General features: G+C 69.0%; 28 protein-coding genes and 2 pseudogenes. 4 read left to right on the top strand and 26 right to left on the bottom strand.

Features of this window, described 5'->3' with window-relative positions:
* A partial coding sequence (locus EV663_RS14320) for a DUF6441 family protein (RefSeq protein WP_243697975.1) occupies nucleotides 1–332 on the bottom strand: 332 nt, incomplete at its 3' end.
* Nucleotides 329–643, bottom strand: a complete 315-nt coding sequence (locus EV663_RS14315; protein WP_132953046.1) for a head-tail joining protein — start codon at nucleotides 641–643, stop codon at nucleotides 329–331. The genes EV663_RS14320 and EV663_RS14315, both read right to left, overlap by 4 nt.
* A gap of 15 nt (nucleotides 644–658) precedes the next feature.
* On the opposite strand from EV663_RS14315, the gene EV663_RS14310 reads away from it, so the two are divergent.
* Nucleotides 659–1507: a PGN_0703 family putative restriction endonuclease gene (locus EV663_RS14310; RefSeq protein WP_132953044.1), complete on the top strand. Its 849-nt coding sequence runs from the start codon at nucleotides 659–661 to the stop codon at nucleotides 1505–1507.
* A gap of 5 nt (nucleotides 1508–1512) precedes the next feature.
* Here EV663_RS14310 and EV663_RS14305 read toward each other — a convergent pair whose 3' ends face one another.
* From EV663_RS14305 to EV663_RS14280, 6 genes and pseudogenes are all read right to left on the bottom strand, one after another.
* On the bottom strand, nucleotides 1513–1848 hold the full coding sequence (locus tag EV663_RS14305; RefSeq protein ID WP_132953042.1) for a DUF2190 family protein: 336 nt from the start codon (nucleotides 1846–1848) through the stop codon (nucleotides 1513–1515).
* An 84-nt stretch (nucleotides 1849–1932) separates the two neighbouring features.
* Nucleotides 1933–3999: a prohead protease/major capsid protein fusion protein gene (locus EV663_RS14300; protein ID WP_132953040.1), complete on the bottom strand. Its 2067-nt coding sequence runs from the start codon at nucleotides 3997–3999 to the stop codon at nucleotides 1933–1935.
* 13 nt (nucleotides 4000–4012) lie between these two features.
* On the bottom strand, nucleotides 4013–5524 hold the full coding sequence (locus tag EV663_RS14295; protein WP_207904442.1) for a phage portal protein: 1512 nt from the start codon (nucleotides 5522–5524) through the stop codon (nucleotides 4013–4015).
* Nucleotides 5524–5730: a phage head-tail joining protein gene (locus EV663_RS14290; RefSeq protein WP_132953036.1), complete on the bottom strand. Its 207-nt coding sequence runs from the start codon at nucleotides 5728–5730 to the stop codon at nucleotides 5524–5526. Before EV663_RS14290 ends, EV663_RS14295 begins: the two co-directional genes overlap by 1 nt.
* Nucleotides 5730–7729, bottom strand: a pseudogene (locus EV663_RS14285) (phage terminase large subunit family protein). The gene EV663_RS14290 and the pseudogene EV663_RS14285 overlap by 1 nt, the downstream one beginning before the upstream one ends.
* Nucleotides 7680–8237 (bottom strand): hypothetical protein, encoded by a 558-nt coding sequence (locus EV663_RS14280; protein ID WP_132953034.1) that lies wholly within the window; start codon nucleotides 8235–8237, stop codon nucleotides 7680–7682. Before EV663_RS14280 ends, EV663_RS14285 begins: the two are co-directional and overlap by 50 nt.
* 110 nt (nucleotides 8238–8347) lie before the next feature.
* Here EV663_RS14280 and EV663_RS14275 point away from each other — a divergent pair, with 110 nt between their 5' ends.
* The 3 genes from EV663_RS14275 (at nucleotide 8348) to EV663_RS14265 (ending at nucleotide 10218) form a co-directional block, all read left to right on the top strand.
* Nucleotides 8348–8620 (top strand): hypothetical protein, encoded by a 273-nt coding sequence (locus tag EV663_RS14275; protein ID WP_132953032.1) that lies wholly within the window; start codon nucleotides 8348–8350, stop codon nucleotides 8618–8620.
* Nucleotides 8621–8715: 95 nt separating this feature from the next.
* Nucleotides 8716–9234, top strand: coding sequence for a DUF3489 domain-containing protein (locus EV663_RS14270; protein ID WP_132953030.1), 519 nt, complete (start codon nucleotides 8716–8718; stop codon nucleotides 9232–9234).
* Between the two features lie 117 nt (nucleotides 9235–9351).
* On the top strand, nucleotides 9352–10218 hold the full coding sequence (locus tag EV663_RS14265; RefSeq protein ID WP_243697974.1) for a sulfite exporter TauE/SafE family protein: 867 nt from the start codon (nucleotides 9352–9354) through the stop codon (nucleotides 10216–10218).
* On the opposite strand, the gene EV663_RS14260 is transcribed toward EV663_RS14265, so the two are convergent.
* The 18 genes and pseudogenes from EV663_RS14260 to EV663_RS14185 form a co-directional block, all read right to left on the bottom strand.
* Nucleotides 10196–10462 carry a DUF7220 family protein gene (locus tag EV663_RS14260; RefSeq protein WP_132953028.1) on the bottom strand — a complete coding sequence of 89 codons (267 nt, stop codon included), beginning with the start codon at nucleotides 10460–10462 and terminating at the stop codon, nucleotides 10196–10198. The two genes, EV663_RS14265 and EV663_RS14260, sit on opposite strands and share 23 nt — an antisense overlap.
* Nucleotides 10459–10797, bottom strand: coding sequence for a hypothetical protein (locus tag EV663_RS15900; protein WP_243697976.1), 339 nt, complete (start codon nucleotides 10795–10797; stop codon nucleotides 10459–10461). The genes EV663_RS14260 and EV663_RS15900 overlap by 4 nt, the downstream gene beginning before the upstream one ends.
* 199 nt (nucleotides 10798–10996) lie before the next feature.
* A pseudogene (locus tag EV663_RS15895) lies at nucleotides 10997–11485 on the bottom strand (DNA cytosine methyltransferase); the annotation flags it as partial.
* Nucleotides 11486–11498: 13 nt separating this feature from the next.
* A complete protein-coding gene (locus EV663_RS14250; protein WP_132953024.1) occupies nucleotides 11499–12833 on the bottom strand; it encodes a site-specific DNA-methyltransferase in 1335 nt (444 codons plus the stop codon).
* 463 nt (nucleotides 12834–13296) lie between these two features.
* Nucleotides 13297–13725, bottom strand: a complete 429-nt coding sequence (locus tag EV663_RS14245) for a DUF6362 family protein (protein ID WP_132953022.1) — start codon at nucleotides 13723–13725, stop codon at nucleotides 13297–13299.
* Nucleotides 13718–13918 carry a hypothetical protein gene (locus EV663_RS14240; RefSeq protein WP_132953020.1) on the bottom strand — a complete coding sequence of 67 codons (201 nt, stop codon included), beginning with the start codon at nucleotides 13916–13918 and terminating at the stop codon, nucleotides 13718–13720. The genes EV663_RS14245 and EV663_RS14240 overlap by 8 nt, the downstream gene beginning before the upstream one ends.
* The gene (locus EV663_RS16095) at nucleotides 13915–14817 is read right to left on the bottom strand and encodes a hypothetical protein (RefSeq protein ID WP_481883024.1); all 903 of its coding nucleotides are present in this window, start codon (nucleotides 14815–14817) and stop codon (nucleotides 13915–13917) included. The genes EV663_RS14240 and EV663_RS16095 overlap by 4 nt, the downstream gene beginning before the upstream one ends.
* An 11-nt stretch (nucleotides 14818–14828) precedes the next feature.
* Entirely contained in the window at nucleotides 14829–17114 is a 2286-nt protein-coding gene (locus EV663_RS14230; protein ID WP_132953018.1) for a PriCT-2 domain-containing protein, read from the bottom strand.
* The gene (locus tag EV663_RS14225) at nucleotides 17114–17338 is read right to left on the bottom strand and encodes a DUF6511 domain-containing protein (protein WP_028030858.1); all 225 of its coding nucleotides are present in this window, start codon (nucleotides 17336–17338) and stop codon (nucleotides 17114–17116) included. Before EV663_RS14225 ends, EV663_RS14230 begins: the two co-directional genes overlap by 1 nt.
* Nucleotides 17335–17910: a hypothetical protein gene (locus tag EV663_RS15760; RefSeq protein WP_207904441.1), complete on the bottom strand. Its 576-nt coding sequence runs from the start codon at nucleotides 17908–17910 to the stop codon at nucleotides 17335–17337. The genes EV663_RS14225 and EV663_RS15760 overlap by 4 nt, the downstream gene beginning before the upstream one ends.
* Nucleotides 17850–19073: a DEAD/DEAH box helicase gene (locus tag EV663_RS14220; RefSeq protein ID WP_207904440.1), complete on the bottom strand. Its 1224-nt coding sequence runs from the start codon at nucleotides 19071–19073 to the stop codon at nucleotides 17850–17852. Before EV663_RS14220 ends, EV663_RS15760 begins: the two co-directional genes overlap by 61 nt.
* The gene (locus tag EV663_RS14215) at nucleotides 19067–20011 is read right to left on the bottom strand and encodes a PD-(D/E)XK nuclease family protein (protein ID WP_132953016.1); all 945 of its coding nucleotides are present in this window, start codon (nucleotides 20009–20011) and stop codon (nucleotides 19067–19069) included. Before EV663_RS14215 ends, EV663_RS14220 begins: the two co-directional genes overlap by 7 nt.
* Entirely contained in the window at nucleotides 20011–20376 is a 366-nt protein-coding gene (locus EV663_RS14210) for a hypothetical protein (RefSeq protein WP_132953014.1), read from the bottom strand. The genes EV663_RS14215 and EV663_RS14210 overlap by 1 nt, the downstream gene beginning before the upstream one ends.
* A 66-nt stretch (nucleotides 20377–20442) precedes the next feature.
* Nucleotides 20443–20925, bottom strand: a complete 483-nt coding sequence (locus EV663_RS14205) for a DUF669 domain-containing protein (RefSeq protein WP_132953012.1) — start codon at nucleotides 20923–20925, stop codon at nucleotides 20443–20445.
* A gap of 22 nt (nucleotides 20926–20947) precedes the next feature.
* Complete coding sequence (locus EV663_RS14200) at nucleotides 20948–21694, bottom strand: ATP-binding protein (protein WP_132953010.1); 747 nt, start codon at nucleotides 21692–21694, stop codon at nucleotides 20948–20950.
* A complete protein-coding gene (locus tag EV663_RS14195) occupies nucleotides 21694–22179 on the bottom strand; it encodes a hypothetical protein (RefSeq protein ID WP_132953008.1) in 486 nt (161 codons plus the stop codon). Before EV663_RS14195 ends, EV663_RS14200 begins: the two co-directional genes overlap by 1 nt.
* Before the next feature lie 10 nt (nucleotides 22180–22189).
* Entirely contained in the window at nucleotides 22190–22399 is a 210-nt protein-coding gene (locus EV663_RS14190) for a helix-turn-helix transcriptional regulator (protein ID WP_021096360.1), read from the bottom strand.
* Between the two features lie 171 nt (nucleotides 22400–22570).
* A partial coding sequence (locus EV663_RS14185; RefSeq protein ID WP_207904439.1) for a hypothetical protein occupies nucleotides 22571–23084 on the bottom strand: 514 nt, incomplete at its 5' end.

The raw sequence follows: 23084 nt of genomic DNA, 5'->3' as shown, positions 1-23084 counted from the left end.
TAGTCTCCATGGAGAAACTCCACCCCTGTCATCCAACAGGAAAGGACTCGCAGAACCGGAAAATCACAGGAAGGTGGGGACAGAACACCGTTTACCTTGGACCAGACCAGCGCCGCAGCGTTCAGGCTCTCGCCGGCCTTCGGGTAGGTCTGGCTGCGGATCGAGTTCGCCAGCCGCCGGCCGAGCCCCGCGCCGGTGATCTGGCCGCGCCAGGCGGTCTTGAGCTCGGTCCCGGCCTCGCGCATGGCGGCGGTGACGGCCTTCTCGCCGGCCTTCACCTCGGTAGCCATGGCGGCCACGAGATCGGGCGTGATGTCGAGCTTCAGCTTCACGCGGGACTCAGATCCACGGTCCAGACGAGCCGCTCGCGGTCGCGGACGGGCTCGCCCTGGATGAGGAAGGCCTCGCCGTCGATCTCGATCCGGTCGCCGGGGCGTGGGCTCGCCACCTCGGCGAGGCGCAGATCTAGCCGGGTGGTTTCGGACCAGAGGCGCGCCTCGCCGAAGCTGCTGATGTCGTCTGGCCTGCGAAGGATAGCGCGGACTAACGAAGGCGCGCCGCCCTCTGCGGTGTAGACGACGTCGCGCGCGAGATGCGCATCGGCGAAGAGCGCGTCGAGGGCGGATGCGAACGCGCTGGTCATGGCTATACTGCTCCCATGAAACAGGAATCGATTTCAGAGCGCCCGACGAGGATCCGAGCCGTTCAGGCGCTGTCAGAGGCGTTCATGCGCCAGCACCCGGACACGTCCCTCGATCAGAAGGGCTACGTCGCAGATTTTCGAGACACGCTGCTTCCGCAGGTCTCGCTGGAGGATTTCGAAGCAGACCTGTCCTCGGGCGACGGCAACGAACTGGAGACCAAGTTCCGGGCGGCCCATTCTTCATCAGGGCTGGCGGTCAATTGCTTCGCACCGTTTCGGAGCCGGATCGCCGACCTCGCCATGCCGATGGCCGCCGGTTTCGACGATCTTCGTTTCGAACGGAAATGCCCTACCGGGCTCCGAGGCGGCCGTGCACCCAATCTCGACGTTGTGGTTTCCGGCGCCGGCGGCGTGGTCGGGATCGAGTCCAAGCTGACCGAACACCTGTCGGCACACCGGGCCGAATTCTCGCCCGCATACGAGGAGCAGATCAGAGACTCGCGGCGCGACCAAGGATACTTCCGCGAAATGCTGCGCCTTCGGGATAACCCGGACCATTACACTTGGCTCGACGCGGCCCAGCTCATCAAGCATGCGTTCGGACTGGCTCGAACCTTCCCAAACCGTTCCGTGACGCTGCTTTATCTGTTCTGGGAGCCCGCGAACCCGAACGCCGGTCCGGAGTTCGCATCCCATCGCGACGAGATCGAGGAGTTCAGGGCGCGCGTGGCAGGATCATCACCGGCGTTCGAGGCGATGAGCTACCGAGAGCTTTGGCAATCGTGGCGCGGCATTTCCTCAACACCACGATGGCTCCACGAGCATCTCGACAACCTCGAGGGACGTTATCTGGTCAGCATCTGAGCGTTTCAGAAGCTGCCGTTCAGGCGCACGCGACCGATGGTGTCGCCCGCGCCGCCCGCCACCGCCTCGACGGCCACGCCGATCAACGTGTTGTCGGTGGCGACCGTGGTGCAGCGCTTGTTGGTGTCGTCCCAATAGACCTTGGCGCCGACGGTCCAGGCCTGCGAGCCGATCTTGGTGAGGTCGAAGACGCCGACGAGCGCCGTCTCGACGGGCTCGCCGATGGCGGCGGCGCCAGCCGCGATGCCGAAGATGGAGCCGACGAGCAGACCATCGCCGGCGGCGACGGCATAGGGCGCGGTCAGGGTGAGGGTGGAGCCGGGCTGGACGTAGTTCTTCATCGCGGGGTCCTCTTGGATACGACGACGGGCGGCCCATCGGGACCGCCCGTGCGTCAGGGATCAGGGTTCAGGGTTTGTCCCGGCTCACGCGCCGGGGTTCTTGTAGAGGCCGCGCCAGTCGATGGCCTTGGCGCCGAAGTCGAGCCGGCACTTGATCTCGACGCCGTCCACGTCGAAGCCGTTGCGCGTCTCGATGTAGGCGCCCTGCTGACCCTCGAGATAGGCGTACTCGATGGTGTCGATCTGGTTCGGTGAGGCCGCCAGATACCAGGCCGTCTCGCTGGCCGCGTCCAGCCGGGGCTCGGCGATGGGCGAGAGCGTGCGGATCGACTGCGGCACCACGTTGCCGCTCTGCGCCGGCACGAGATTCTGGGCCACGAGCTGCTCGGCCTTCAGCTCCAGCGCGGCCGGCACGATCAGGAAGGCGGGCCGGATGTTCAGCACCGTCTTCTTGTCGAGCCCGGTCTGCTTGCGCATCGCCGCGCGTGCAAGGCCCACACTGTCGACGCCGAGCGCCGCGCCGGTGCCGGCGAGGTTCTTGTGGGTCGAATGGAACAGCGCCGTGCCGTCGGCCATCGCGGGGTTCGACGTCACGATGTCCCAGACCACGTCCGACTCCAGCTGCGCGATGGAGTTGCCGTACATCGCCGGGATCCGGGTGAAGGCGTCGAGATCGTCGTTGATCAGCACCTGGCGGGTGATCGCGACGACGCGGCCGTAGGTCTCGATGCGGTAGCTCTCCTTGCTCTCGCCGAGCGTGCCACGCTTGAATTCGCCGCTTTCGCCGACCTTCAGAAGCTGCGGCGCCTCGCCCAGCTGGACGCGGTGCATCGCCTTGAAGTCGGTCGCGAGCACCTGCCGGCAGAAGAGCGGGAAGGTCCGCGGATAGGCCTCGTAGGCCTGGCGCAGCGTCTTGTTGGTAACGGCCGCGAGGATCTCGGGGAAATCCGAGGTGGAGTGCAGCGCGCGCGTGGCCACCTCGTCGCGGGAAAGACCGCGGGTGCTGGCGCCCGCCGTCTCGAGGCTTTCGCGGGCGAGCTCCATCAGCGTCATGCCACGGTATTCCCGTGCCGCGTCCTCCAGCGGGAAGAGCGTCGGGCTGTAGCGGTGCAGCAGCGCGTTCGAGATCGCCTCGCGCCGCGTGACAGTGGCGTCGCGCCTGCCGAGCGGGATCGAGACATGGGGGAAGGTCCGGGTCTCGTCGGCCCTGGCCGCGACTTGGTCGAGGATCAGCCGGCGCGCCTCGTCGATGGAGACGCCGCGCTTGATCAGGTCGTCGGCGAAGCCGCGCTCGAGCTGGAGCTTGTCGGCGAGCCCATGGATCGTGGAGACGCGTTCGCGCTCCTGCGCGCGGGCCTCGCTGACCAGCGCGTCGGTGTCGACGCCGCGGGCGCGCTCCTCCGGTGCCGGATCGGGCGCAGGCTTCGTCGCCTTGGGCTTCGTGTCTGCCGCTCGGGTCTGCTTGTCGGCAGCGCCAGTCTTGTCGTCGGTCATGCTCGTCTCCTCGGGCGCTGCCGTGGTGGTGCTCTTCTGCTCGGCCGTCTCGGCCGCGGTCTGGGTCCTGCCCGTCATCGGGGATGCTCCTTCGCTGGTGGGGGCGTCCCGGCGTTGGAGGACGCAGTCGTGATGTTCGCCCTTGGCGCGAAAGCCGGCGGCGGGATCGGCGCCGACCGGCACCGCGGAGATCTCGAACGGGGTCCAGTCCACCGCCCGCCACAGCTCCCGCTGGCCATCGGGCTTGCTGATCTCGAAGCGGTGGACCTGGTAGCCGATGGAGACCGCGCGGATGTGCCCGGCCTCGATGTCGCGCCAGATGTCGCCGACCGCGTCGCGTTCGGAGAGCCGGATGCGCGCGATGCCCTGTCCGTTCTCGATCCGCGCCGAGCCCGGCACGACCGAGCCGATCACCGCGTCGAGATCGTGCGCCTCATGCACCTTCAGGAACGGGGCGCCCGCGTTCAGCCGCTCGAGCCGCACATGCTCGGGTGCCATGCTGAGTTCCTCGTCATGCGGCTCGCCGAAGAGCGCGGCGCGCCGCACCCGGGCGCCGGTCGACCAGATCACCTCGACGCTGCGGGTCTCCGGGTCGATGCTGGCAGGCCGCAGCTCCGCCGACCGGCGGAACGCCGGCAGTTCGATCGTCTGCTCCATGGATGAATCCTCGTCAGGCCGCTTCCGCGTCCGGGTCATCCGGATCGGATGCGGGGTCGGCCGGCGCATTGGCTTGCGCGCTGCCGGTCTTGGTGACCCGGCGCGGGTCGCTGTCGAGCACGAGGCCCAGCTCGTCGAGCTTCGCGTTCGTCGCCGCGATCTCGGCCAGCACGGCGTCGGGGTTGCGACCTTGCCGAGCGATGGCCTCGGCGAGCGTCATGGTGCCGGAACGGATGGCGAGCAGGTCCGCCATCGCGTCTTTCTGTGGGTCGACCGCCTCGAACTTCGGGGGCGACCATTCCACCGGCACGTCCGGCGTCGGGATGCGCCCGGCAGCCCATGCAGCCTCCGTGAACCACCGCCACACGGGCGCGCAGAACATCGGGATGAAGAGCTGCCACTGGACCGCGTCGATCATCCGGCGGAACTCCACGAGCCCCGCGCGGATCGAGGAGTAGTTCACCTGGCTGAGATCGCCGGTCAGCAGCTCGTAAGGCACCCGGAACCCGGCCGAGATCGTGTGCAGGCTCGCCCGCTTGTACTCGCCATAGCCACCGGTGGCCGCGGGCTGGTTGAACCGGATGTCCTTGCCGCCGCGGGCATAGGCGATGAGCCCGGGCTCGAACTGCTCGACCCGGTTGCCGTCGGCGTCGACCACCGCGGGCGCGATGCCCTGTTGCGCTTCCTCGTCGCCGAAGACGATGGCGGTGACGCAGGCCTCGGTCTTCTTCCGCACGATCTCGGCCACCTCGTAGTCGTCGAGATCGCGCAAGGACCGGATCACCGGCGCGCCCCAGGGCACGCCGCGCGCCTGCGTGCGCTGCTTCTCGTAAACATGGGCGATCTCGCTGGCCGGCACCGCCCGGCTGGTGAGGCCACCCGTCAGGCTGAGCGTGGCGTCGCCGGGATGCGCTCCGAAGAGCCAGTAGGCCCGGCGCCGGCCGAGCGCGTCGAACTCGATGCCCTGCACCGCCTGGCCCGATCCAAGCGCGCCGTTGCGGGTCGCGTCAAGGAAATCGGCCTCCAGCAGCTGCAGCTGGACGGGCGGCATGACGCCGTCGCCGGGGCGCCGCGGGCGGCGGCGCACCAGTACCTCACCGGCCTCGACCATCTCGCGGCAGGCGAGCGTCTGCAGCCCGTAGAAGTCGAGCTGGCCATCGGCGTCGCAGCCCCGCGCCCAGATCTCGAAGAGCCGATCCACCTCCCGGTCGAGCGCGGCGTCGCCGCTCGCGGCGCGCGGCATGATCCCGGCGCCGACGATGTTGTTCACGAGCACCGAAACCGCCTTGGCCGCATGCGGATTGTTGCGCACCAGGTCTCGCATCCGGTCGCGCAGCAGCGCCCCGGCCCGGCCGATCTCGGCGTCGGCGGAAGAGCCCGGCGCGTGCCAGCCGTCCGTGCGCCGTCCGCGCGCCGCACCCTCGTAGGAGCGGGCGAGCCCCTCGAAGGCCTGTCGCGCAAGCACGCGGCGCGTGGCCGTCCGCGGGGCGACGCTCGCGATGGCCCTGTCGAGCCAGGAGACCATCAGCGATCCCCACGCGAGAAACCAGCGAAGCCCGCGAGGGGCCGCGCCGTGGTCCCGGCGATCTGGCGCTCGATGGTGCGGATGCGCCCGAGCAGGTCCTCGGCCGAGCCGTAGTCGACGGTCTTGCCGTCATAGCTCACGCGTGTCGTGCCGCTCGCATAGGCGCGGCGGAGCGCCGCGAGTTCCGATTCCGTCCAGTCCGCCATCAGAACCATCCTTCCCGCCGCCCGAGCCAGTCGGAACGGCGTTTGCCTTGCGTGCCCGCGTCGGGCCGCCCGATCATGCCGGCGGGACTGTCTATCCCGCTCGGCACGCCGAGCTGCGCTTCGAGATCGGCCCATGTCGCCTCGGGCCAGCGATCGGCGCCCGCGATCCATGCGGCGGCGCGGGCGTAGACCCGGCAATCCAGCGCCTCGTTGCGCTCGCGGAGCTTCTGCCATTCGAGCTTCGCGAAGCCGCGGCGGTTGCGCACCGTCACCAGCTGCTCGGCCGTCAGCTGGCGGATCCACTCGGTGTCGGCCCAGCCGGGCAGATGCACCGTGCCGGGCGCGAACGCCGCGCCGTCCTGCAGCTCCTCAGCCGTCGGTCGGGCCAGCCGCAGGAAGCGGTAGGTCTCGGCCTTGAAGGTCGAGGTGGCCACGGTCCAGAGCCGCGCACCCCGGCGCAGGCGTTTCCCGCCCGCGGTCGCGTCGACGAAGGTCGGCCCCGACACCGGGCTCGCCCGGTTGAAGCCTTCGAGGCCCTTTACCGGCGCCACCTGCGCAAAGCCGACCGAGCGGGCCCAGCCATAGACCGCAGCCGTCTCATAGCCCGTGTCGATGGCGAGCCGCGCAAGGCCCAGTTCTGCGCCGCCGGCATGCCGCCAGCTCCGGCCGAGCAGATCGGTCAGCGCGTCCCACGCCTCGGGCCGCGCCGGTCCTCCCTCGATCACGACGTGATCGATGAGCCAGCTTTCCAGCCCGCGGCCCCAGGCCCAGACATCGACCTCGATACGGTCCTTCTGCACGTCGGCACCGGCCGTCAGGAACAGACCCTTGTCGGGAACGGTCCCCGCCGGCCAGTCCTCGCGCCGCTCGGCGATGCGCTGCCAGTCCGGGGCGTCACCGGTCTCGATCCAGGTCTCGCCGAGCACGGTGTTGCGGAACACCCGCTCGGCCTCATCCGAGCCCGCCGCCGTCTCCTTGTCCCGCGCGATATCGGCCCAGCTCTTCCACCCCGCCGGCGAATAGAGCGCCGAGAGATGAAACCCCACCGTCCGCGCATCGCGGGCCTCGGCGGTGGCCCGCCATTCTCCCGCGGCCAGCATCGCCGGCTTGTGGTGCTCCTCGATCCGCTCGTCGCAGGCATCGCAGTGATAGGCCGCCGTCTCCGGTTTGCCCTTCTCCCAGCGCAGCCGCTCGAACCGCAACCACTGCATCACGCCGCAATGCGGGCACGGCACGAAGAACCGCCGCTGGTCGCTCGCCTCATATTCCCGCTCGATCCGGCTGACGCCGCGGATGGTCGGCGTCGAGACCAGGAAGACCTTGCGACGATGGGCGAAAGTCAGCGAGCGCGCCTCGGCGAGCCCGACCGGATCGCCTTCCTCGTCGGCCGAGGCCGGATAGGCGTCGACCTCGTCGAGAAAGACGTAGCGCGCCGGCATCGAGCGCAGGCCCACGGCCGAGTTGGCGCCGGTCATCACCAGCACGCCGCCGGGGAAGTCCTTCGACAGCTGCGTGTTGCCGCTGTCGCGCGCCCGCGCCGGGCGGGCCGGACGCGTTCCTTCAGCGCCGGGCTCTCCTCGATCAGCGGGTCGATCCGCTGGCGCGAGTTGCGCTTGGCCAGCTCCACCGTCGGCTGGACCGCCAGCATCGGCCCCGGCGCATGGTGGATCACGAAGCCGATCCAGTTGTTGCCGGCCTCCGTCGCGCCGACCTGCGCAGCCTTCATGAACACGACCCGCTGGGTCGGGTCGCCGGGCGAGAGCGCGTCCATGATCGCGCGCATGTAGGGCGTGCGCTCGGTGCGGTAGCGGCCGGGCTCGGCGCTCGCGCGTGAGCTCAGCCAGCGATGCGTGTCCGACCATTCCGAGACCGTCAGCCAGGGATCGGGCGTGAGCCCGCGGCCCCAGGCCCGAAGCAGCGCCTCGGCGCCGTCGAAGCCCGCGATATCCTCAGAGGGCGATCCGGGGCTGGGCGAGTTCCTCGAGATGGGCGCGGACATGGGCCTCCAGAACCTTCTGCATGGCCGCCGTCTCCGTTCCCAACTCCGCCGCCATCAGCGCGGCCACCCGCGCCGGCCAGGTCACCCAGGCGTCGCGCTCGTCGCGCGCGAGCCAGAACATCAGCGTCTCTGCCCGCGCGCGGTCGACCAGTTCCCCCTTCAGCTTCTGCAGACGGATGCGCCGCTCCTGCGCCTTCAGCACCTCGTTCGCGGTCTTCGCCTGCAGGAAGGTCGTGCCGCCGCCGACGGCCGGGGCGGACAGCCCCTGTTCCCGTAGCGTGTCGCCGACGGCGGCGACGGCGGCCTCGGGCACGGGTTTCAGCTTGGGCGCCGGTGCCTTCCTCGTCTTCGACGGGTCCGTCGTCTCCAGCCGCCGCTTGTCGGAGGCCGCGGCGTCGATGCTGCCATCCTCGTGCAGGACGAGCCGGCCGGCGGTCTTCGCCTTCTGGATCGCGCCGCGCGACAGCCCGACATGGGCGGCGTACTGGCGCTCGCTCATGCCCTGCATCTCCAGCCCCGATTATCATTCGAAATCATGTGCTTATCGAGTTGATAAGCGCGGCGGACAGAGGGAACGTCACTCCAACGAAGCGATGCAACTCACCCGGAGCCACCACGATGACCACCCGCCCGAACCCGATCACCACCCCGCGCCACGAACTCCGCGCCGAGAAGGCGCGCCGGAACAAGGAAGCCGCGCTCGCGGCCTTCATCGGCAAGAAGGCGGAGATCGACGAGATGCTCGCCCGCCTGCAGGCGCTCAGCGACGACCACTTCAACTGCCATCCCGACGAGGTCGGCTGGGCCATGGTCGGCACCCTCGAACACTACGCCAGCCTCCTGAAGCGCATCACCGACAGCGCCTTTGGTGAGGGCGAGCACGCCCGCTGATCTCCGGCGCTGCCGGAACTCCCGCCGCGCGCCCTGCGCGGCTCGGGGTCGTAGAAGGCGCCGCATGACGCGGGCCCGAATACGGAGACGACCCCATGACACAGATCCAGCTTTCAGACGCCCAAGCCGTCATCCTGTCCACCGCCTGCGCGCGCGAGGACGGAGCGGTCTTTCCCGTCACCGCCAGCCTCAAGGGCGGCGCGGTCGGCAACGTCTGCAAGAGCCTTCTGAAGCAGGGCCTGATCGAGGAAATCGCCGCCACGGACCTCAACACGGTCTGGCGGCACGACGAGGAGCGCGGCCCGATCACGCTGCGCGCCACCCCGCTCGCCTACAGCACCCTCGGGATCACGGACGAGCAGGATGAGACGCCGCCGGTGGAAACGCCGACCGCCCCGATCCAGCGCCGGAAGGGCACCAAGCAGGCGAAGCTGATCGAGATGCTCCGCGCCGAGGGCGGCGCGACCATCGACGAGATCGTTGCGGCCCTCGACTGGCAAGCTCACACAGTCAGAGGCGCCATGTCCGGCTCGCTCAAGAAGAAGCTCGGCCTCGAAGTCACTTCCGAGAAGGTCGAGGGCCGCGGGCGGGTCTACAGCCTGCCGCGCGACTGACACCGCACACTACAACGGACCCAATGCCGCCGTCCCGAATGGGGCGGCGGTGCTTCGTTCGACCGGCGGTCACAGCCGTCGGCCATCGTAAGGCGGTGCCGGAAAGAACTCCCCTCCATGGGGCCAGCCGATCACCTGCTGCATGGCGGACCGTTTCCCTTTAGAACCCGGCATATGACACGGGAGAACACGGTACGGGAATCGGGGCGACGTCTGCCGGAGGCGTTTGCGGCCGGCGCGGTGATCGGCACGCTTGGCGGGCTCATCGGCCTCGGCGGAGCCGAGTTCCGTCTGCCACTGCTCATTGGCCTCTTCCGCTTCGCGGCCCTCGAGGCGGTCATCCTCAACAAGGCGGTCAGCCTCGTCGTGGTCGCGACTGCGCTGGTCTTCCGAACCGAAACCGTGCCGGTGGACGCCATCCTTGCGCACTGGTCGATCGTTCTCAACCTGCTCGGCGGCAGTCTTCTGGGCGCGTGGCTGGGCGCCGGCTGGGCGACCCGCATCGCCACCGAAAGCCTCTACAAGGTGATCGCTGCGCTGCTGGTCGTGATCGCGGCGGCCCTCGTTTTCGGCCACGACGCCACGGCGGGCGAGCCGCTGCTGAGCGGGATCGGACAAGCGCTGGCCGGCCTCGCCGCAGGGTTCGTCATCGGCGTCGTCGCCTCGCTACTCGGTGTCGCCGGGGGCGAGTTGCTGATCCCGACCCTGGTTCTTCTCTTCGGGGCCGACATCAAGCTGGCAGGATCGCTGTCGCTTGCCATCAGCCTTCCGACCATGCTTGTCGGCTTCACCCGCTACAGCCAGGATCGCAGTTTCTCGGTCCTCTCACGAAACCGTGCCTTCCTCGTCGTCATGGCGGCAGGGTCGATCCTCGGCGCCTGGATCGGCGGGCGCCTGCTGGGCATCGCCCCCGGCGAGATCCTGCTGCCGATGCTTGCCGCGATCCTGCTGGTTTCGGCCGTCAAGGTTTGGCGTCACCGTTGAGAGCGCCGCGAGCCGACCTTTCAGACGTCCTGCGCACCCGGATCGCCTCGAACAGCCGCCGCAGGGCGAAGGAGCGCGCGATGCTCACAATCGTGAACACTGCGCCCATCTTCAGGTTCTGCGCCAGTGTCGTGTGCAGCCCGAATATCGGGAAGATCAGGATCTGCGTCACCACCGCGACGCCATAGCCGACCGCCACGTTTGCGACGGCTTCGACCAGCGACATGGCCCGGCTTTGTTTCATCGCGCACCCTCATCCATCGGCCAGCAGTTGAGCTGCGAGAGTTCGGAGCGCATGCGCCGCGACCAGCGGGACAACTCCGTTGCCACAGAGCCGAAGCCGGTCCACCCGGTGGGCCAGCCCATCAGCGCCTCGACGAACAGCGGGTTCAACGTCCGGGGCATGTCGCAGGAAGTCCTGCCAGCCGTCGGCGTCACCAGGACCTGGCGGCCAAGCAGGCCGTTCACCGGCGTGTTCGCGAGGCTCGTCGCTCCGTCCTTGTGATCCCGCGCCGTCGGCGTCACCCAGAGCCGCGTCGCATCGCAGAGCGTCGTCCCGTCGTTGCGCTGGCGCGCCATCTCGCTGCGATTGCTCGTCCGGTTCCGCGTACCCTTGCTGTCGCCCGCCAGCGGCGTTGGCCAGAGCCGCATCATCTCCGTCCGGTTCCCGCCGCTCGACCGCGTCCCAGAGCAGGCGCGCGGGGTCGGCCAGGAGGTCGCGCTCGCGGTGGGCGAGGATGAAGAGCCGCTCGCGCCGATGCGGCGCACCGACTTCCGCCGCCGTGAAGAGGCCCGCCGCAAGGCGGTAGCCCATGCCGACCAGCCCTCCGGCGACTTCGGGGAAGCCGAGGCGGAGATGATGGGCGACATTCTCGAGGAAGACGAAGGGCGGCTCGACCTCTCCAATGATCCGAGCAACATGCGGCCAGAGGTGGCGCGAGTCGTCCGCGCCCCGGCGCTTGCCCGCGACGGAGAACGGCTGGCACGGATAGCCCGCAGTGACGATGTCCACCGCGCCGCGCCAAGTGCCGCCGTCGAAGGTTCCAACATCGTCCCAGACAACAGCCTGATCCAGGGACGCGTCTTCCATCCGCGCCACGAGAGTGGCCGCGGCGTAGGCATCCCGCTCGACGTGACCCACAGTGCGATATCCGGGGCAGGCGATGTGCAGCCCGAGGTCGAGCCCACCTGCGCCGGAGCAGAGCGAGAGGCCGAACAGGCACGCGTCCCCGTCTCCGGCAGGCAGGCCGGAGGAAGGTAGAGCCACGCCATCCACGTCGTCAGGCCGCGTGGGCCCCCTCGGCCGCGGCCGGGGTCTCGCCCAGCCGCTCGGCCTTCACCTCGGCGAAGGTTCGGCCGTCGCCGTCGAGGATCGCGTCGCGGCCGGTCTCGCCCTGCCAGCGCTCGATAGCGACGTCGACATAGGCCGGGCTGATCTCCATCGCGAAGACGCGGCGGCCGTTGGCCTCGCCCGCCATGATCTGCGAGCCGGAACCCGAGAACGGCTCGTAGCAGAGGCCGCCGCGGGCGACGTGCTGGCGCATCGGGATGCCGAAGGCGTCGAGCGGCTTCGGTGTCGGATGGTCCGGCCGCTCGTCCTTGGCGAATGACGGCATCTCCCAGGTCGAGGCCAGCGTCTGCTCGGCAACCTTCGGCGGCCGGTTCGGGCGGCGCCAGCCCATGAAACAGGGCTCATGCTTCCAGAGGTAATGCGATCGGGTCAGGACACCGCGATCCTTCACCCAGATGATCTGCTGATGGACGAAGGCGCCCGCTTTCTCCCAGCAGGCCTCGAGCATCGCCTGGCGGCGCGAGGCGTGCCAGCAGTACCAGGCAGCGTCCTCGGTGATCGCCTCAGCCACGGCGGCGGCGATGAACCCGTCGTAAAGCTCCGCGCCCTGCGAACTGTCGTCCCAGGTCGTGCCATAGGAGGCCGACCAGTCCTTGTTGCGGGTCGGATGGTTGGAGCCGTCGTAATCGACGAGATACGGTGGGTCGGTCGCGAACAGGATCGCCCGCTCGCCATTCATCAGGCGGCGCACATCGACCGCGCTTGTGCTGTCGCCGCAGAGCAGCCGATGGTCGCCGAGGATCCACAGGTCGCCCGTCTGCGACGCCGGATTGCGGGGCGGCTCGGGGATGGTCACCGGCGGCAGGGAGCCCCCGGCGCCACCTTCTTCACCGTCGTCTTCCGCGACGTAGGCCAGCAGATTGTCGAGTTCGCCGTCGGAGAAGCCGACCAGCGACAGGTCGAAATCCTCGGCCAGCAGATCGTTCAGTTCCGCCGACAGCAGCGCCTCGTCCCAGGTGCCGAGTTCGGTCAGCTTGTTGTCCGCGATGCGGTACGCCCGGCGTTGCGCCTCGGTCAGGTGCCCGAGCACGATCACCGGCGCCTCGGTCAGCCCGAGCTGCGTGGCGGCCAGGACGCGCCCGTGGCCCGCGATCAGCTCGCCGTCCTCGCCGACGAGGCACGGCACGGTCCAGCCGAACTCGGCCATGCTGGCGGCGATCTTCGCCACCTGGTCCACGCCATGCACCTTCGCGTTCTTCGCGTAGGGCTGGAGCTTGGCCAGCGGCCACATCTCGATCCGCTCGGGGGCGAAGCTCAGCGTCATGGGCGGGTGGTTTCCATCGATGAGGTGGATGCCGGCCGGAGTCCGGACTCCGGATGCCGTGCCGGACTCCACGCAGGGTCCAGCGGCATCCGGGGTGTCCGGCCCGAAGGCCAGCGTTCATTGGGGTTTGCGCGGGTGGCGAGTGGCTCCGGCTTCCGGGTGGCTTCCCAAAAATCCGGCCCTGACGCTGGCGAAATGCCGAGCCAAGCCCGCCAGCATACGCAGGTCGCGCGGAAGGAACCGCGAACTCGGCCGAGGGGGCTTGGAGGGGGCGGACAGTCGGCCCGCAAGAAAAGGATCAGCGCCTTTCCTTTCTTAGCGGGCCTCGCCAACGAAAGGATGGTTTCGCTCGGGACCGCGCCGCGCGCGCCTCTCCCGAGCTTATCCCGAACCTAGCCCCTGAACCGGTTTTCTGTCCCGTCGAAAACTGTCCGCCGCACACCTTCCCCTCTGTCGCGCAGAGCTACGCGCCACCAGCCAGCTCGATCACGCGCCGCTTCGACAGGTTGCGGTTGAACCGCCGCCGGTTGAGCTTCAGCGAGATGACGCAGAGCCCGTAGAGCCAGTGCTGGTGGGCGGCCGAGCGCTGCAGTCCGACCGTCCAGCAGATGGTCTTCCACCGCTCGCCATGCGCGCGCATCCAGACGATCTTGCCGTCGACGGGGTCGAGGCAGGCGGTCCAGGTCAGCGTCTCCTCCATCCGGCTGATCGCCTGCGGCGAGGGCAGCACGCGCATGGGCTTCGGCTCCTGGCCTACCTTGTCAGCGAAGGAGTGGACGATCTCGGGCCATGTGCTGAAGTAGCCCTGCCGTCGCGGCTCTGGCAGGCGCTTGAGCACGAAGGCCGCTTCCGCGAGACGGGCCTCGACGAGGGACGGGGTCCACTTATCCATGGCGCCCTCCCTCGTCGGAGGGGCGCGGGCCATAGAGCTTTTCGCCGAGCTGGCGAACGAGTTCGCGTTCCGGCCAGGTCAGCCGCGTGTCCTCGAGCGAGACGGCAAGCAGACCCTGCTCGCGCCAGCCGTCGCGCTTCACCTGGTCCGGATCCCGGCGCTGACCGCCGTAGCCCTTGGGATGCCACCTCATGCGACACCCCCGTTCGTCTCGATCGCCCAGAGCAGCAGCGCGATGGCGTCGGCCTCGTTGTCGTCGGCGGGACTGAAGCCCCGGGCCCGCGCAGCCGCGATCATCGCCGCCTTCGGCGCGTTGCCCTTGCCGGTGGCGTGACGCTTGATCGTGCCGACGGGAGCGCCGGCATAGGGCACGCCGCGCAGTTCCGCCCATGCGGTCAGCGTGGCCATGAGCCCGCCATAGACATGGGCCGCATCGGTTCCGGCGTGGCGGCGCACCTCCTCGAACCAGATCGCCGCGATTGGCCCCGACAGCCGGTCGATCTCGGTGAGCCAGTTCGTGAAGCGCAGGTAGCGCATGCCGCCGCCGTCATAGCGGCCGGGCCTGAAGCTCGCGGTCCCGCTGGTGATCAGCCCGTCCGGAGCGCGCAACGCCCAGCCGGTGCTGGTGCCGAGATCGAGCGCGAGAATGCAGCGGTCGAGAGTGCCGGCAGCCGTGGCAGGCGCCGCGATGATGTGTGGGAAGCGGTCCATGACGACCTCCTCTTCGATTGAGAGGCCGGGGCGGCACGGCTGCCTGGTGAGGGCGGCACGCGCGCCCGGGCCGGGATCGCGAGGTCTGGTCACGGTCACGTTGTCGATGCCGGGAGCGCCCGGCGCTTCCTTCAATGGCTTCACCCCGTCCGCTTGAAGGAAGTGGAGCCGCAAGCCATTGGCAGAATGAGGATAAATCTCTTCTTTCAATATTTCAGTTACGTCATGGGGTATGTGTCTGGCTTCCATCCCCACCCACGCGCGCGAGGGTCTTTGCGTGAAATATTGAAAGAAGCCCCGCTCGCTGGATTTCCGTTGCGGGACGGGGGCTTGGGCGGGAACTTCCTTCAAATGAAGGATGGGGGCGGTTGAAGGAAGCATCGTTCCGGGCCTCACCGCATCGCCCGGAAGCGCATGGCCTTCCGCCCCCCGGTCTCCTGCTCGACCGTGGCGATATCGCCGCTCTCGACCAGCGTGAGCAGGATGTCGTCGCGGTCGCGCGCCCGGAGCCACTGCGAGGCGCGGGTCAGCTCGGACTTGGTGACGCCGGCCGCCCCTGCCTTGCGGATGATCTCGCGCAGGCGTTTCAGATGCGCCTCGGTCTCGGTATCGGCGACATGGCGCTCGACGGCGTCGATGGTGCGCCGCGCGAAATGGCGCACGAAGTCGATGGCCCAGCCAGCATCCTCGAGCCGGATGACGGGATGGACCGCATCGCGCCCCACAGCCAGGACGAGCGCGACCTTGGCGGCGTTCTCCGCGATCCGGGCGAGGATCGGCGTGTGGAACGTGCCGGCCGCCGCCCTGAGCTCGGCGGTGATCTCCTCGCCCAGCGCGTCGAAGCGCGCCTGCGCGTCGTCGTTCATCGGCACCGTCATCGGATCGACGGCGGTCTCGGGGCCAGAGGTCTTGCCGGCCAGGTTGCCGCTCGTTCGGCCCCCGCCCTCGGCAAGGCGCTGCAGCCCCTCGATCAGTGGGCGCGGCGACGTGCGCAGCCCGGCACGACGGTTCTCGTCCGGGTAGTCCTCCTCGCTCGGCAGGATGATGAACCGGGCGAGCGAGCCGTCCACGACATTGGCGCCCTGCAGCGCCCCCCAGAAATGCAGTGGCGTCGTCGTGCCGTAGACGCAGAGGCACGGCTGGACGATATCGCGCCGCTCGTTCGAGCCGTCCCGGTTGGCGTATTCCGCGCCGAGAAAGACCCCGCAGGCCGCGGTGTAGAGCTCGGTCATGTTGTCGAGGATCTCGGTGACATGGCGCGGGCTGCGCTTCCGGTCGGCCGCCGCCGCCAGGAACATCCCGAACTCGTCGATCTGGAACAGGATCGCCGGCTGACGGTGGAGCGCGGTCAGGAGCCCCGCGCCCGAGGCGATCTTGTTGCCGCCCAGGTGATGGGCGAGTCCCGCCGCGAAGAACAGCTCGTTGACGACCTCGCGGGCGTGGTTCTTGCCCGACCCGCTGTCCGCGATGCCGACGATGTAGAGGTTCGTGCGCAGGTCTGTCGCCGTGCGGTAGCGCCGCCCCATCAGCGCGCCGAGGGCGCAGAGGCTGGCTCCCACCGCGAGAAGCGGCTGCGGTCTCCGCGCGGTGTCGATCATGTAGCGCGCGAGATCGCCGACCAGCCCGCCCGGGATCGTCAGCGTGAAGGACGGCGCAGGCGCCAGGATCGGCATCGGGACTTCGGGCGGGGCGAGCCGCGCGAGGAGGCCCGCCGCGGGATGCTCGTCGCCCGCACAAGCCTTCTGACTGCCGTCGAGCAGCAGGTCGGGGTCGGGACGCCAGCCCTTCTCCATGGCGAGGTGATAGATCGTGCCCGCGCCGATCCGCGCGGGCTTGAAGCTCGTCCATGCCTTCGTCGTTGCGGCCGGATCGTTCTTGGCCGCCTGCGCCGACCAGTAGGCGAAGAGCGCAGCACCCTCCTCGCCCAGCGCGCCCTTCAGCGCCATGCCGATGCGCATCCAGCTGTCGTAGTCGAGCTCGGCATTGGGCAACCAGGCGAGCGCGCTCCGGATCGCCGCCAGCGTGCCGGCCTGTGCATGCGCCGGCAGACACGGGTGCGCGGCCCCGTTCGCGCCCTTCGCGCCGAGGCTCTTCGGGCGCAGCTCGGGCGGGATCAGCGCCAACGCCTCGTCGAGGAAGGCCGCTGCCTGTTCGGCGTCGATTTCGGGCAGGCTCTCGATGTCGAGATCAGCGAGCCCCTCGTCCGGCCAGGCATAGGGCTGGCCGGTATCGGGATACTTGGCATACGCCAGGAACTGCTGACCGAGGCAGAGCACCTCAAGCGGCGCGCGCCGGATCCCGGCGAAGGGCTCGGTCGTCCGATAGACCAGGAGCCGCTTCGGCGGTTTGCCGATCCTGAGCGCAGGGGTGTCGCCCAGCCGTTCGCGGGCCAAGCGTTCGATGTGCAGCGCCAGCTCGCCGTCCTCGTCGATGTCGATGTCGAGCGCGGCGACCGCGCCGCCGACGATCCCGACGCCGCAGTCGGGCCAGCTGGACCAGGTCGCGACCTCGAGCTCGGTCGTGGCGCGGCTCGCATGCCGGTTCCACTGCGGGTAGTCGTGCCAGGCCGCGCGGGCGAACTGGCCGGGTTTCTTGGTGCCGGGCGCAATCGGCAGGATCGCGTAGCCGTTGGTCACGAGACGCGCGCCCACGCGCGCCATCCACGAGGTGTCCGCCATCAGAAGGGCACCTCCGGGATCATGCCGTCGAGTCGTGCACGGTCCTTCGCCGCCAGGTCACGCAGGTGGTCGCAGTAGCCGGTGACGATCACCTCGACGAAGGTGTCCCACTCCTCCTCGCTGAGTTGGGCGAGATCGGTCCGGCCGAGGCTGTCGAGATAGGCGCCGCCGGCCTTGCCGCCCTCGACCATGGCCGCCGTCTCGTTGGGGGTCGGATCGATCATGCCCGACCTCCGGTGGCAGATGTCCTGGCAAGCCCGGCTGCAGAGGTCTCGGCGGCTCGTGTCGCGCCGCGGGTCGGAGACGCGGAAGCGCGCGTCGAACCAGCCCCAGCCGCGGGGCTCTCGATGGCAGACGGCGCAGAGCCCGGCACGGACGTAAGGCATGGGGCGAACCTGTAGGCGGTGATTTCGGTGAAGCGGCCCGCGTGGCGGACGGCGATCTCGGTGGGGCGGCGCAGCCGGTCTGCCAGGATGAGCGCCTCGTCGACGGACTCCGGCACCTCCAGTTCGGGCGCCCGCTCGCGCCACCAGCTCGCGGCCTTTCGGCGCGGATAGCCCTCGTGCTCGAAGCAGACCCATTCCGTGTGGAAGGCGAGCCCACAGCGGTAGGTGACCTTCAGCGAGACCCGCCCGCCGCGCTTCTCGTGGCGGCTGTAGGTGACGTCGGTGACGCCGACCCATTGCGGCTTGCCGGTCGACAGCACCTCCAGCGTCGATGCGGTCGGCTCGAGCTTCACCTCGCGGCCGGGGAACTCGAAGCCGCAGCCGGGACATTCCAGCGCCGCGATGGCCACGATGGTCCCGCATTCGGGCAGATCTTGGTGGGCGGCGGCCCGTCGCCCGGACCGCCCGGCCGCTTCGGCCGCACGAGATCGATGGGGCCATGCCGGCGGACATTGCCCGCGAAATCGAGAACGAGGCAGTTCTCCTTGCCCTCGGCGAGCCGTGTGCCCCGACCGGCCATCTGGACGTAGAGCCCGGCCGACTTGGTGGGCCGCAGCATGGCGATCAGGTCCACGGCCGGCGCGTTGAAGCCCGTCGTCAGCACGCCCATCGAGGCCAGCGCCCTGATCTCGCCGCGCTTGAAAGCGGCGATGATCGCGTCACGCTCGTCCTTCGGCGTCTTGCCGAAGATGGTGGCGCAGCTCACCCCGCGGCGGCGGAACTCCTCGGCGACATGGGTGGCGTGGCGCACGCCGGAACAGAAGGCGAGCCAGGACCGGCGCGTCTCACCGTGGGCGATCACCTCGGCCACGGCCGCGCGCGTGATGACGTCCTGGTCGACCGCGTCCTCGAGGTCCCGCGCGATGAACTCGCCGCCCCGCGATCCCACGCCCGTCACGTCGAGGCGGGTCTTCGTCTGCTTCGAGATGAGCGGGGAGAGATAACCCTGATCGATCAGGTCGCGGACCGACACCTCGTAGGCGATATCGGTGAAGAGCGCGTTCTCGCCCTCGTGCAGCATGCCGCTGTCGAGCCGGAAGGGCGTCGCCGTCAGCCCGATCACCTTCAGCGCCGGGTTGATCGCCTGCAGATCGTTGAGGAAGCGGCGATACATCGTGTTCGACCGGCCGGGGATTAGATGGGCCTCGTCGATCAGCACCAGATCGGCATGGCCGATGCGCGTCGCCTTGTCGTGGATGGACTGGATGCCGGCGAAGAGGATCCGGGCCCGCGCATCGCGGCGGCCGAGACCGGCCGAGTAGATGCCCGCCGGCGCCTCGGGCCAGAGCCCCAGCATCTCGGCATGGTTCTGCGCGATCAGCTCGCGGACATGGGTGACGACGAGCACGCGCTGGTCGGGCCAGGCCTTGAGCACGCCGTCGATGAAGGCGGCCATGACGAGGCTCTTGCCGCCGGCCGTGGGGATCACGACGAGCGGGTTGCCGCTCTCCTTCTCGAAATAGCCGTAGATCGAGGTGATCGCGGCCTGCTGGTAGGGGCGCAGGGTCAGCATGCGGCGGCCTCCTCTTTGCGGGCGTCGTTGGTCCAGACCGAGCCGTCGCGCATGCGGTAGGAGACGAAGTCCTCGCCTGCGTCGATCACTTCGCCGGGGACGAGATCGGGGATGAACAGGTGCCGGGGGCAGGCTCGGCGCTGGTCGGCCGGGTCGAGCAGCCGATCGTGGCGTGCGCAGTGCCAGCCGCCTTCGACGGGCGTCGAATGCAGGCAGGACCGGCAGGTGACGGCCGCGGCCTCCTCGCCATGACAGAGCCCGTGGTGGTCGCAGAACCGGCACTCGAACCAGGCGGGATCCGCGCTGATCCGCTCGGGAGGATGCTGGGCGAAGATGATCCGATGCGCCTTTTCCAGCAGGCGTTCGCCCATCTCGGGGTCGGCCGGGACGCGCTCGATGTGCAGCGCGTCCGTGTCCTTGCAGACCGCGACGTAGAGCGCCCGCGTGATGCCGGTCAGGTGCATATACACCTGCATCTGCGCGGCGTGCTGGGGCTTCGCGAGCGCGACGCCCTTGGCGACCAGCTCGGCGAAGCTCTTCGCGGAATGCGTCTTGAACTCGACGACGTGCCAGGTCTTCGGCGCTTCGAGCAGCCCGAGCGCGACACCATCAAGCGAGCCGCCGAAGTGACCGCCATGAGCCTCGACGCGGAACTGCCGCCCGGTCTCGGGATCGACCTCCAGCACCGTCGCGCCGGTGGCGCGCAGGTCGCGCACGAGCCGGGCCTCTTCCAGCTGACCGGTCTCGAACAGCCGCAGGATGCGGCCGGTGTGCCGCGCGGGCGTCGCCCAGCGGAAGTCGTACCAGAGCGCGCGGGCGCAGGACTTGCCGATCAGCGAGGCGCCGAGGTGGTCGCGGAAGCCGTCGCCCTGCCGGGCCTCGTAGGAGGCGTAGATCGCGGAGAGGGTCGGCGTCGGGGGTTCGGGAAGATCGGCCATCAGCACGCGTCCTCCCGCTCGAGCCGCGCCCGCGCCTCCGCCAGCACAGCGGTCCAGGCGGCGCTGTCATGGCGTTCGCGCAGGACGGCGATGATCATGTCCTTGAGCCGTTCGCGCCGGCGGCGGCCGCCCTGACGGGCGACGATCTCGGCGCGCTCGCGGTTGAGGTGGCGCAGCGCCGTGCGCGCTCGGTGAAACCAGTCGGGGTCGATCGGCTTCGCCGTGCGCTGCCGCGCCAGATCGGCGGTCGCGATCTGCGTGCGGATCTTCGCGATGGCGTCCTCGATCTCGATCAGGCGCCGGGTGTCGTCAGGCAAACCGGGGGCGTTCGCGGCCGCGCAGGCCGCGTCGGTTGTATTCGTCATGGTCGGTCTCTCGGGTCTGTCGATGTCCGGGCCGCCGCAGGTCTCAGCCCGCGGCGGCCGAGGGCGTCAGCTCTTGCGGTTCCAGGGCGCGGTGGCCGGGCGGGCGGGCGCCGACTGCGTCGCGGCGGGCTTCGGCGGGGTCGCCTGCGGGGCCTCCGGCACCATGTAGCGGATCGTGTTGCGCTCGCCGTAGCCGTCCTTCGGGGGCTTCACGCCGACCTGGATCGTCATCGGGATCAGGTGCAGGTCCTCGCTGTCGTTCACCTGCAGCTTGCCCGTGGCGTGGCAGATCGCAGACAGCGTGCGCTGCGCGATCTCGACCGTGGTCGGGTTGGCGTTCACCAGGTTCAGCTGGTCGAAGACCTTGCGGCCCTGCTGCGGCCCCTCGAGGATGTCGAGCATCAGCCAGAGATACTTCCCCATCCCGTTCTTCGTGACGCGCATCTCGCTCTCGACGATCTGGGCGCGATACTTGCCCGCGGGCAGGATCTCGTAGGCGGTGGTGGGCTCGATGCCGGCGGCGTCAAAGGCGGTGTCGAAACGTGCCATCGTGCTGTCCTTTCAGTCGTAATCAGGCGGATTGGGGCATGGCGGCCAGGAACTCCGACCACTCGAGCGGGAGGGTTTCCGGCAGGCCGTAGCGGTTCTTGGCGAGGAAGGCGGGGCGCTCCTCGGTGTGCATCACGCGCGCACCGGACCCGAGCGCCCGGGTCACCTTCTTGTTGAAGCCCACGTCGGACTTGCTGACCGAGATCCGGTAGTTGGCGAAGAGCACCACGTCCGAGTGCTCCTGCAGCAGCGCGGACGCGCGGGCCTGCAGCTTGATCACGTACCGGTCGTAGGGTTCGTGCTCGGGGCTGTCGAAGCGCTTGATGTCGGTATGGGCGATCTGGATGACCGCCATGCCCTTCCGGTCGCGGAGCGCGTTCAGCCGGTCGATGTATTCGCGCCAGATGGTCAGCGCCTCGGCGTAGCCCTTGCCGAAGCCGGGGCTTTCGATCGACTGCCAGCCGTTCCGCCTGCAGGCCTCGGCCCAGATCAGCGGCTCCAGCCAGTCCACGCTGTCGACCACCACCGTGGAATAGGGGTGGTCCTCGTCGAGCAGGGCGTCGAGCGCTTCGGCGACCTCGGCGTAGCTGGTCGCCAGCGGGAAGTGCGGCACCTGCAGCTTGCCGAGACCGTCCTCGGTGAGGACGAAAACCGGCGCGTCAGCGGACGCGGCGAAGGTGGATTTGCCGATGCCGGCGACGCCATGGATCAGCACACGCGGCGGGCGCAGAGCCGTCGAGGTTTGCAGGGATGCGAGCGAGATGGCCATCAGCGCGCCTCCTCGCCAAGCAGCAGCCGGAACTTGGGCTTGGCCGTCCGGACCGTGCGCGCGGGCTCGAACTCCTGGCGGATGTCCGTGGGCCAGGCCGTGTACTTGCGCTCGGGCACGCTGAGCGCGATGTCCACGTACTCGGCGGGATCGGCGCCATCCGCCCGGATGCGCTCGACCAGACCGGCGAGCATCGCCTGATCCCAATCGACGCGCTTCGGCAGCTCGGCGACCACCGTGACCGGGCCGTCCTGCAGCCTGACCGTGCCGGTGTCCTTGCCTTCCGCGCGGCGCGCCTCCTGCGCCTGGTCGCCATATTTCAGCGCGATAGCGCCATCGAGCCAGTCGCTGAGGTTCTTGGCAGCGCGCAGCCGCTCATCGGCGTCCTGCTTCAGGAGCGCCAGCTGGTCGCCCGGCAGAGCGGCGATCTCGCCGACCGGCATGGTGGGCAGATTCTCGAGGGTGATGCGGTTGGGGATCGTCATGGCCGCCCCCTCACGCCAGCTTCACGGCGGGCTTGTCGGCCGTGCTCGAACAGTGCCGGTTGGCCTCGTACGCCTCGACATCCTCGAGCCGGTACACGACCCGGCCGCCGATCTTGATGAAGGCGGGGCCCTCACCGGTCCAACGCCAGCGCTCCAAAGTGCGCGGGCTGATTTTCCATCGAGCCGCCAGCTCGACCTGGTTGAGATGCGTGACTGACATCGTCGTCTCCTTCGCGATTGGCCGAATGCCTGCGAAGGACCATCGCTGACCGGGCGGGAGGCACCGGGGAGGCAGCTGGGAGGCAGAGCGGGAGTTCGCGAAGATCGGTGCCCTCAAACGTCAAAAGGCCGCCCCGAAGGACGGCCTTTCGCAAAAACCGAGGTCGCAGGATCAGGGATCGATCCAGCAGTTCCCGTCATCGAACCTGATGAAACGCTGCCAGTCGTTGCGGCGGCCGAAGGCTTTCTTCAGCGTGTTCACCTGGCTGCCGTAGCCCGCCTCTTCCAGCACTGCCGCTATCCGAAGGACGGGGGACTTGGACCAGTAGGCTGCGAACAGGATCTGCAGCAGCCGACGCTGCTTGTCTCCGCCGAAGGTCAGGGTTTCACCGCGGTGCCAGACCAGCCCGCATTCCTCCGAATGATCGATCGGGAACCGGCGCTGGACCTGACCCGGAAACACGCGCGCACTTAGCGATTGCGGCGAGATCGCCGGCTTTCCTGGGGTGCCGAGCACATCGGCCACGCCGACGATCACGTTCCGCTTGTTGGGTGTGATGGGGATGCGATCACCCGGTGTCGACGTGAGAATCACCGTAAACGGTGTTCTGTCCCCACCTTCCTGTGATTTTCCGGTTCTGCGAGTCCTTTCCTGTTGGATGACAGGGGTGGAGTTTCTCCATGGA

Source organism: Rhodovulum bhavnagarense, from assembly GCF_004343505.1.
In the GTDB taxonomy this organism is placed as follows: Bacteria; Pseudomonadota; Alphaproteobacteria; order Rhodobacterales; family Rhodobacteraceae; genus Rhodovulum; species Rhodovulum bhavnagarense.
This window is presented reverse-complemented; position numbering and strand designations above follow the sequence as displayed.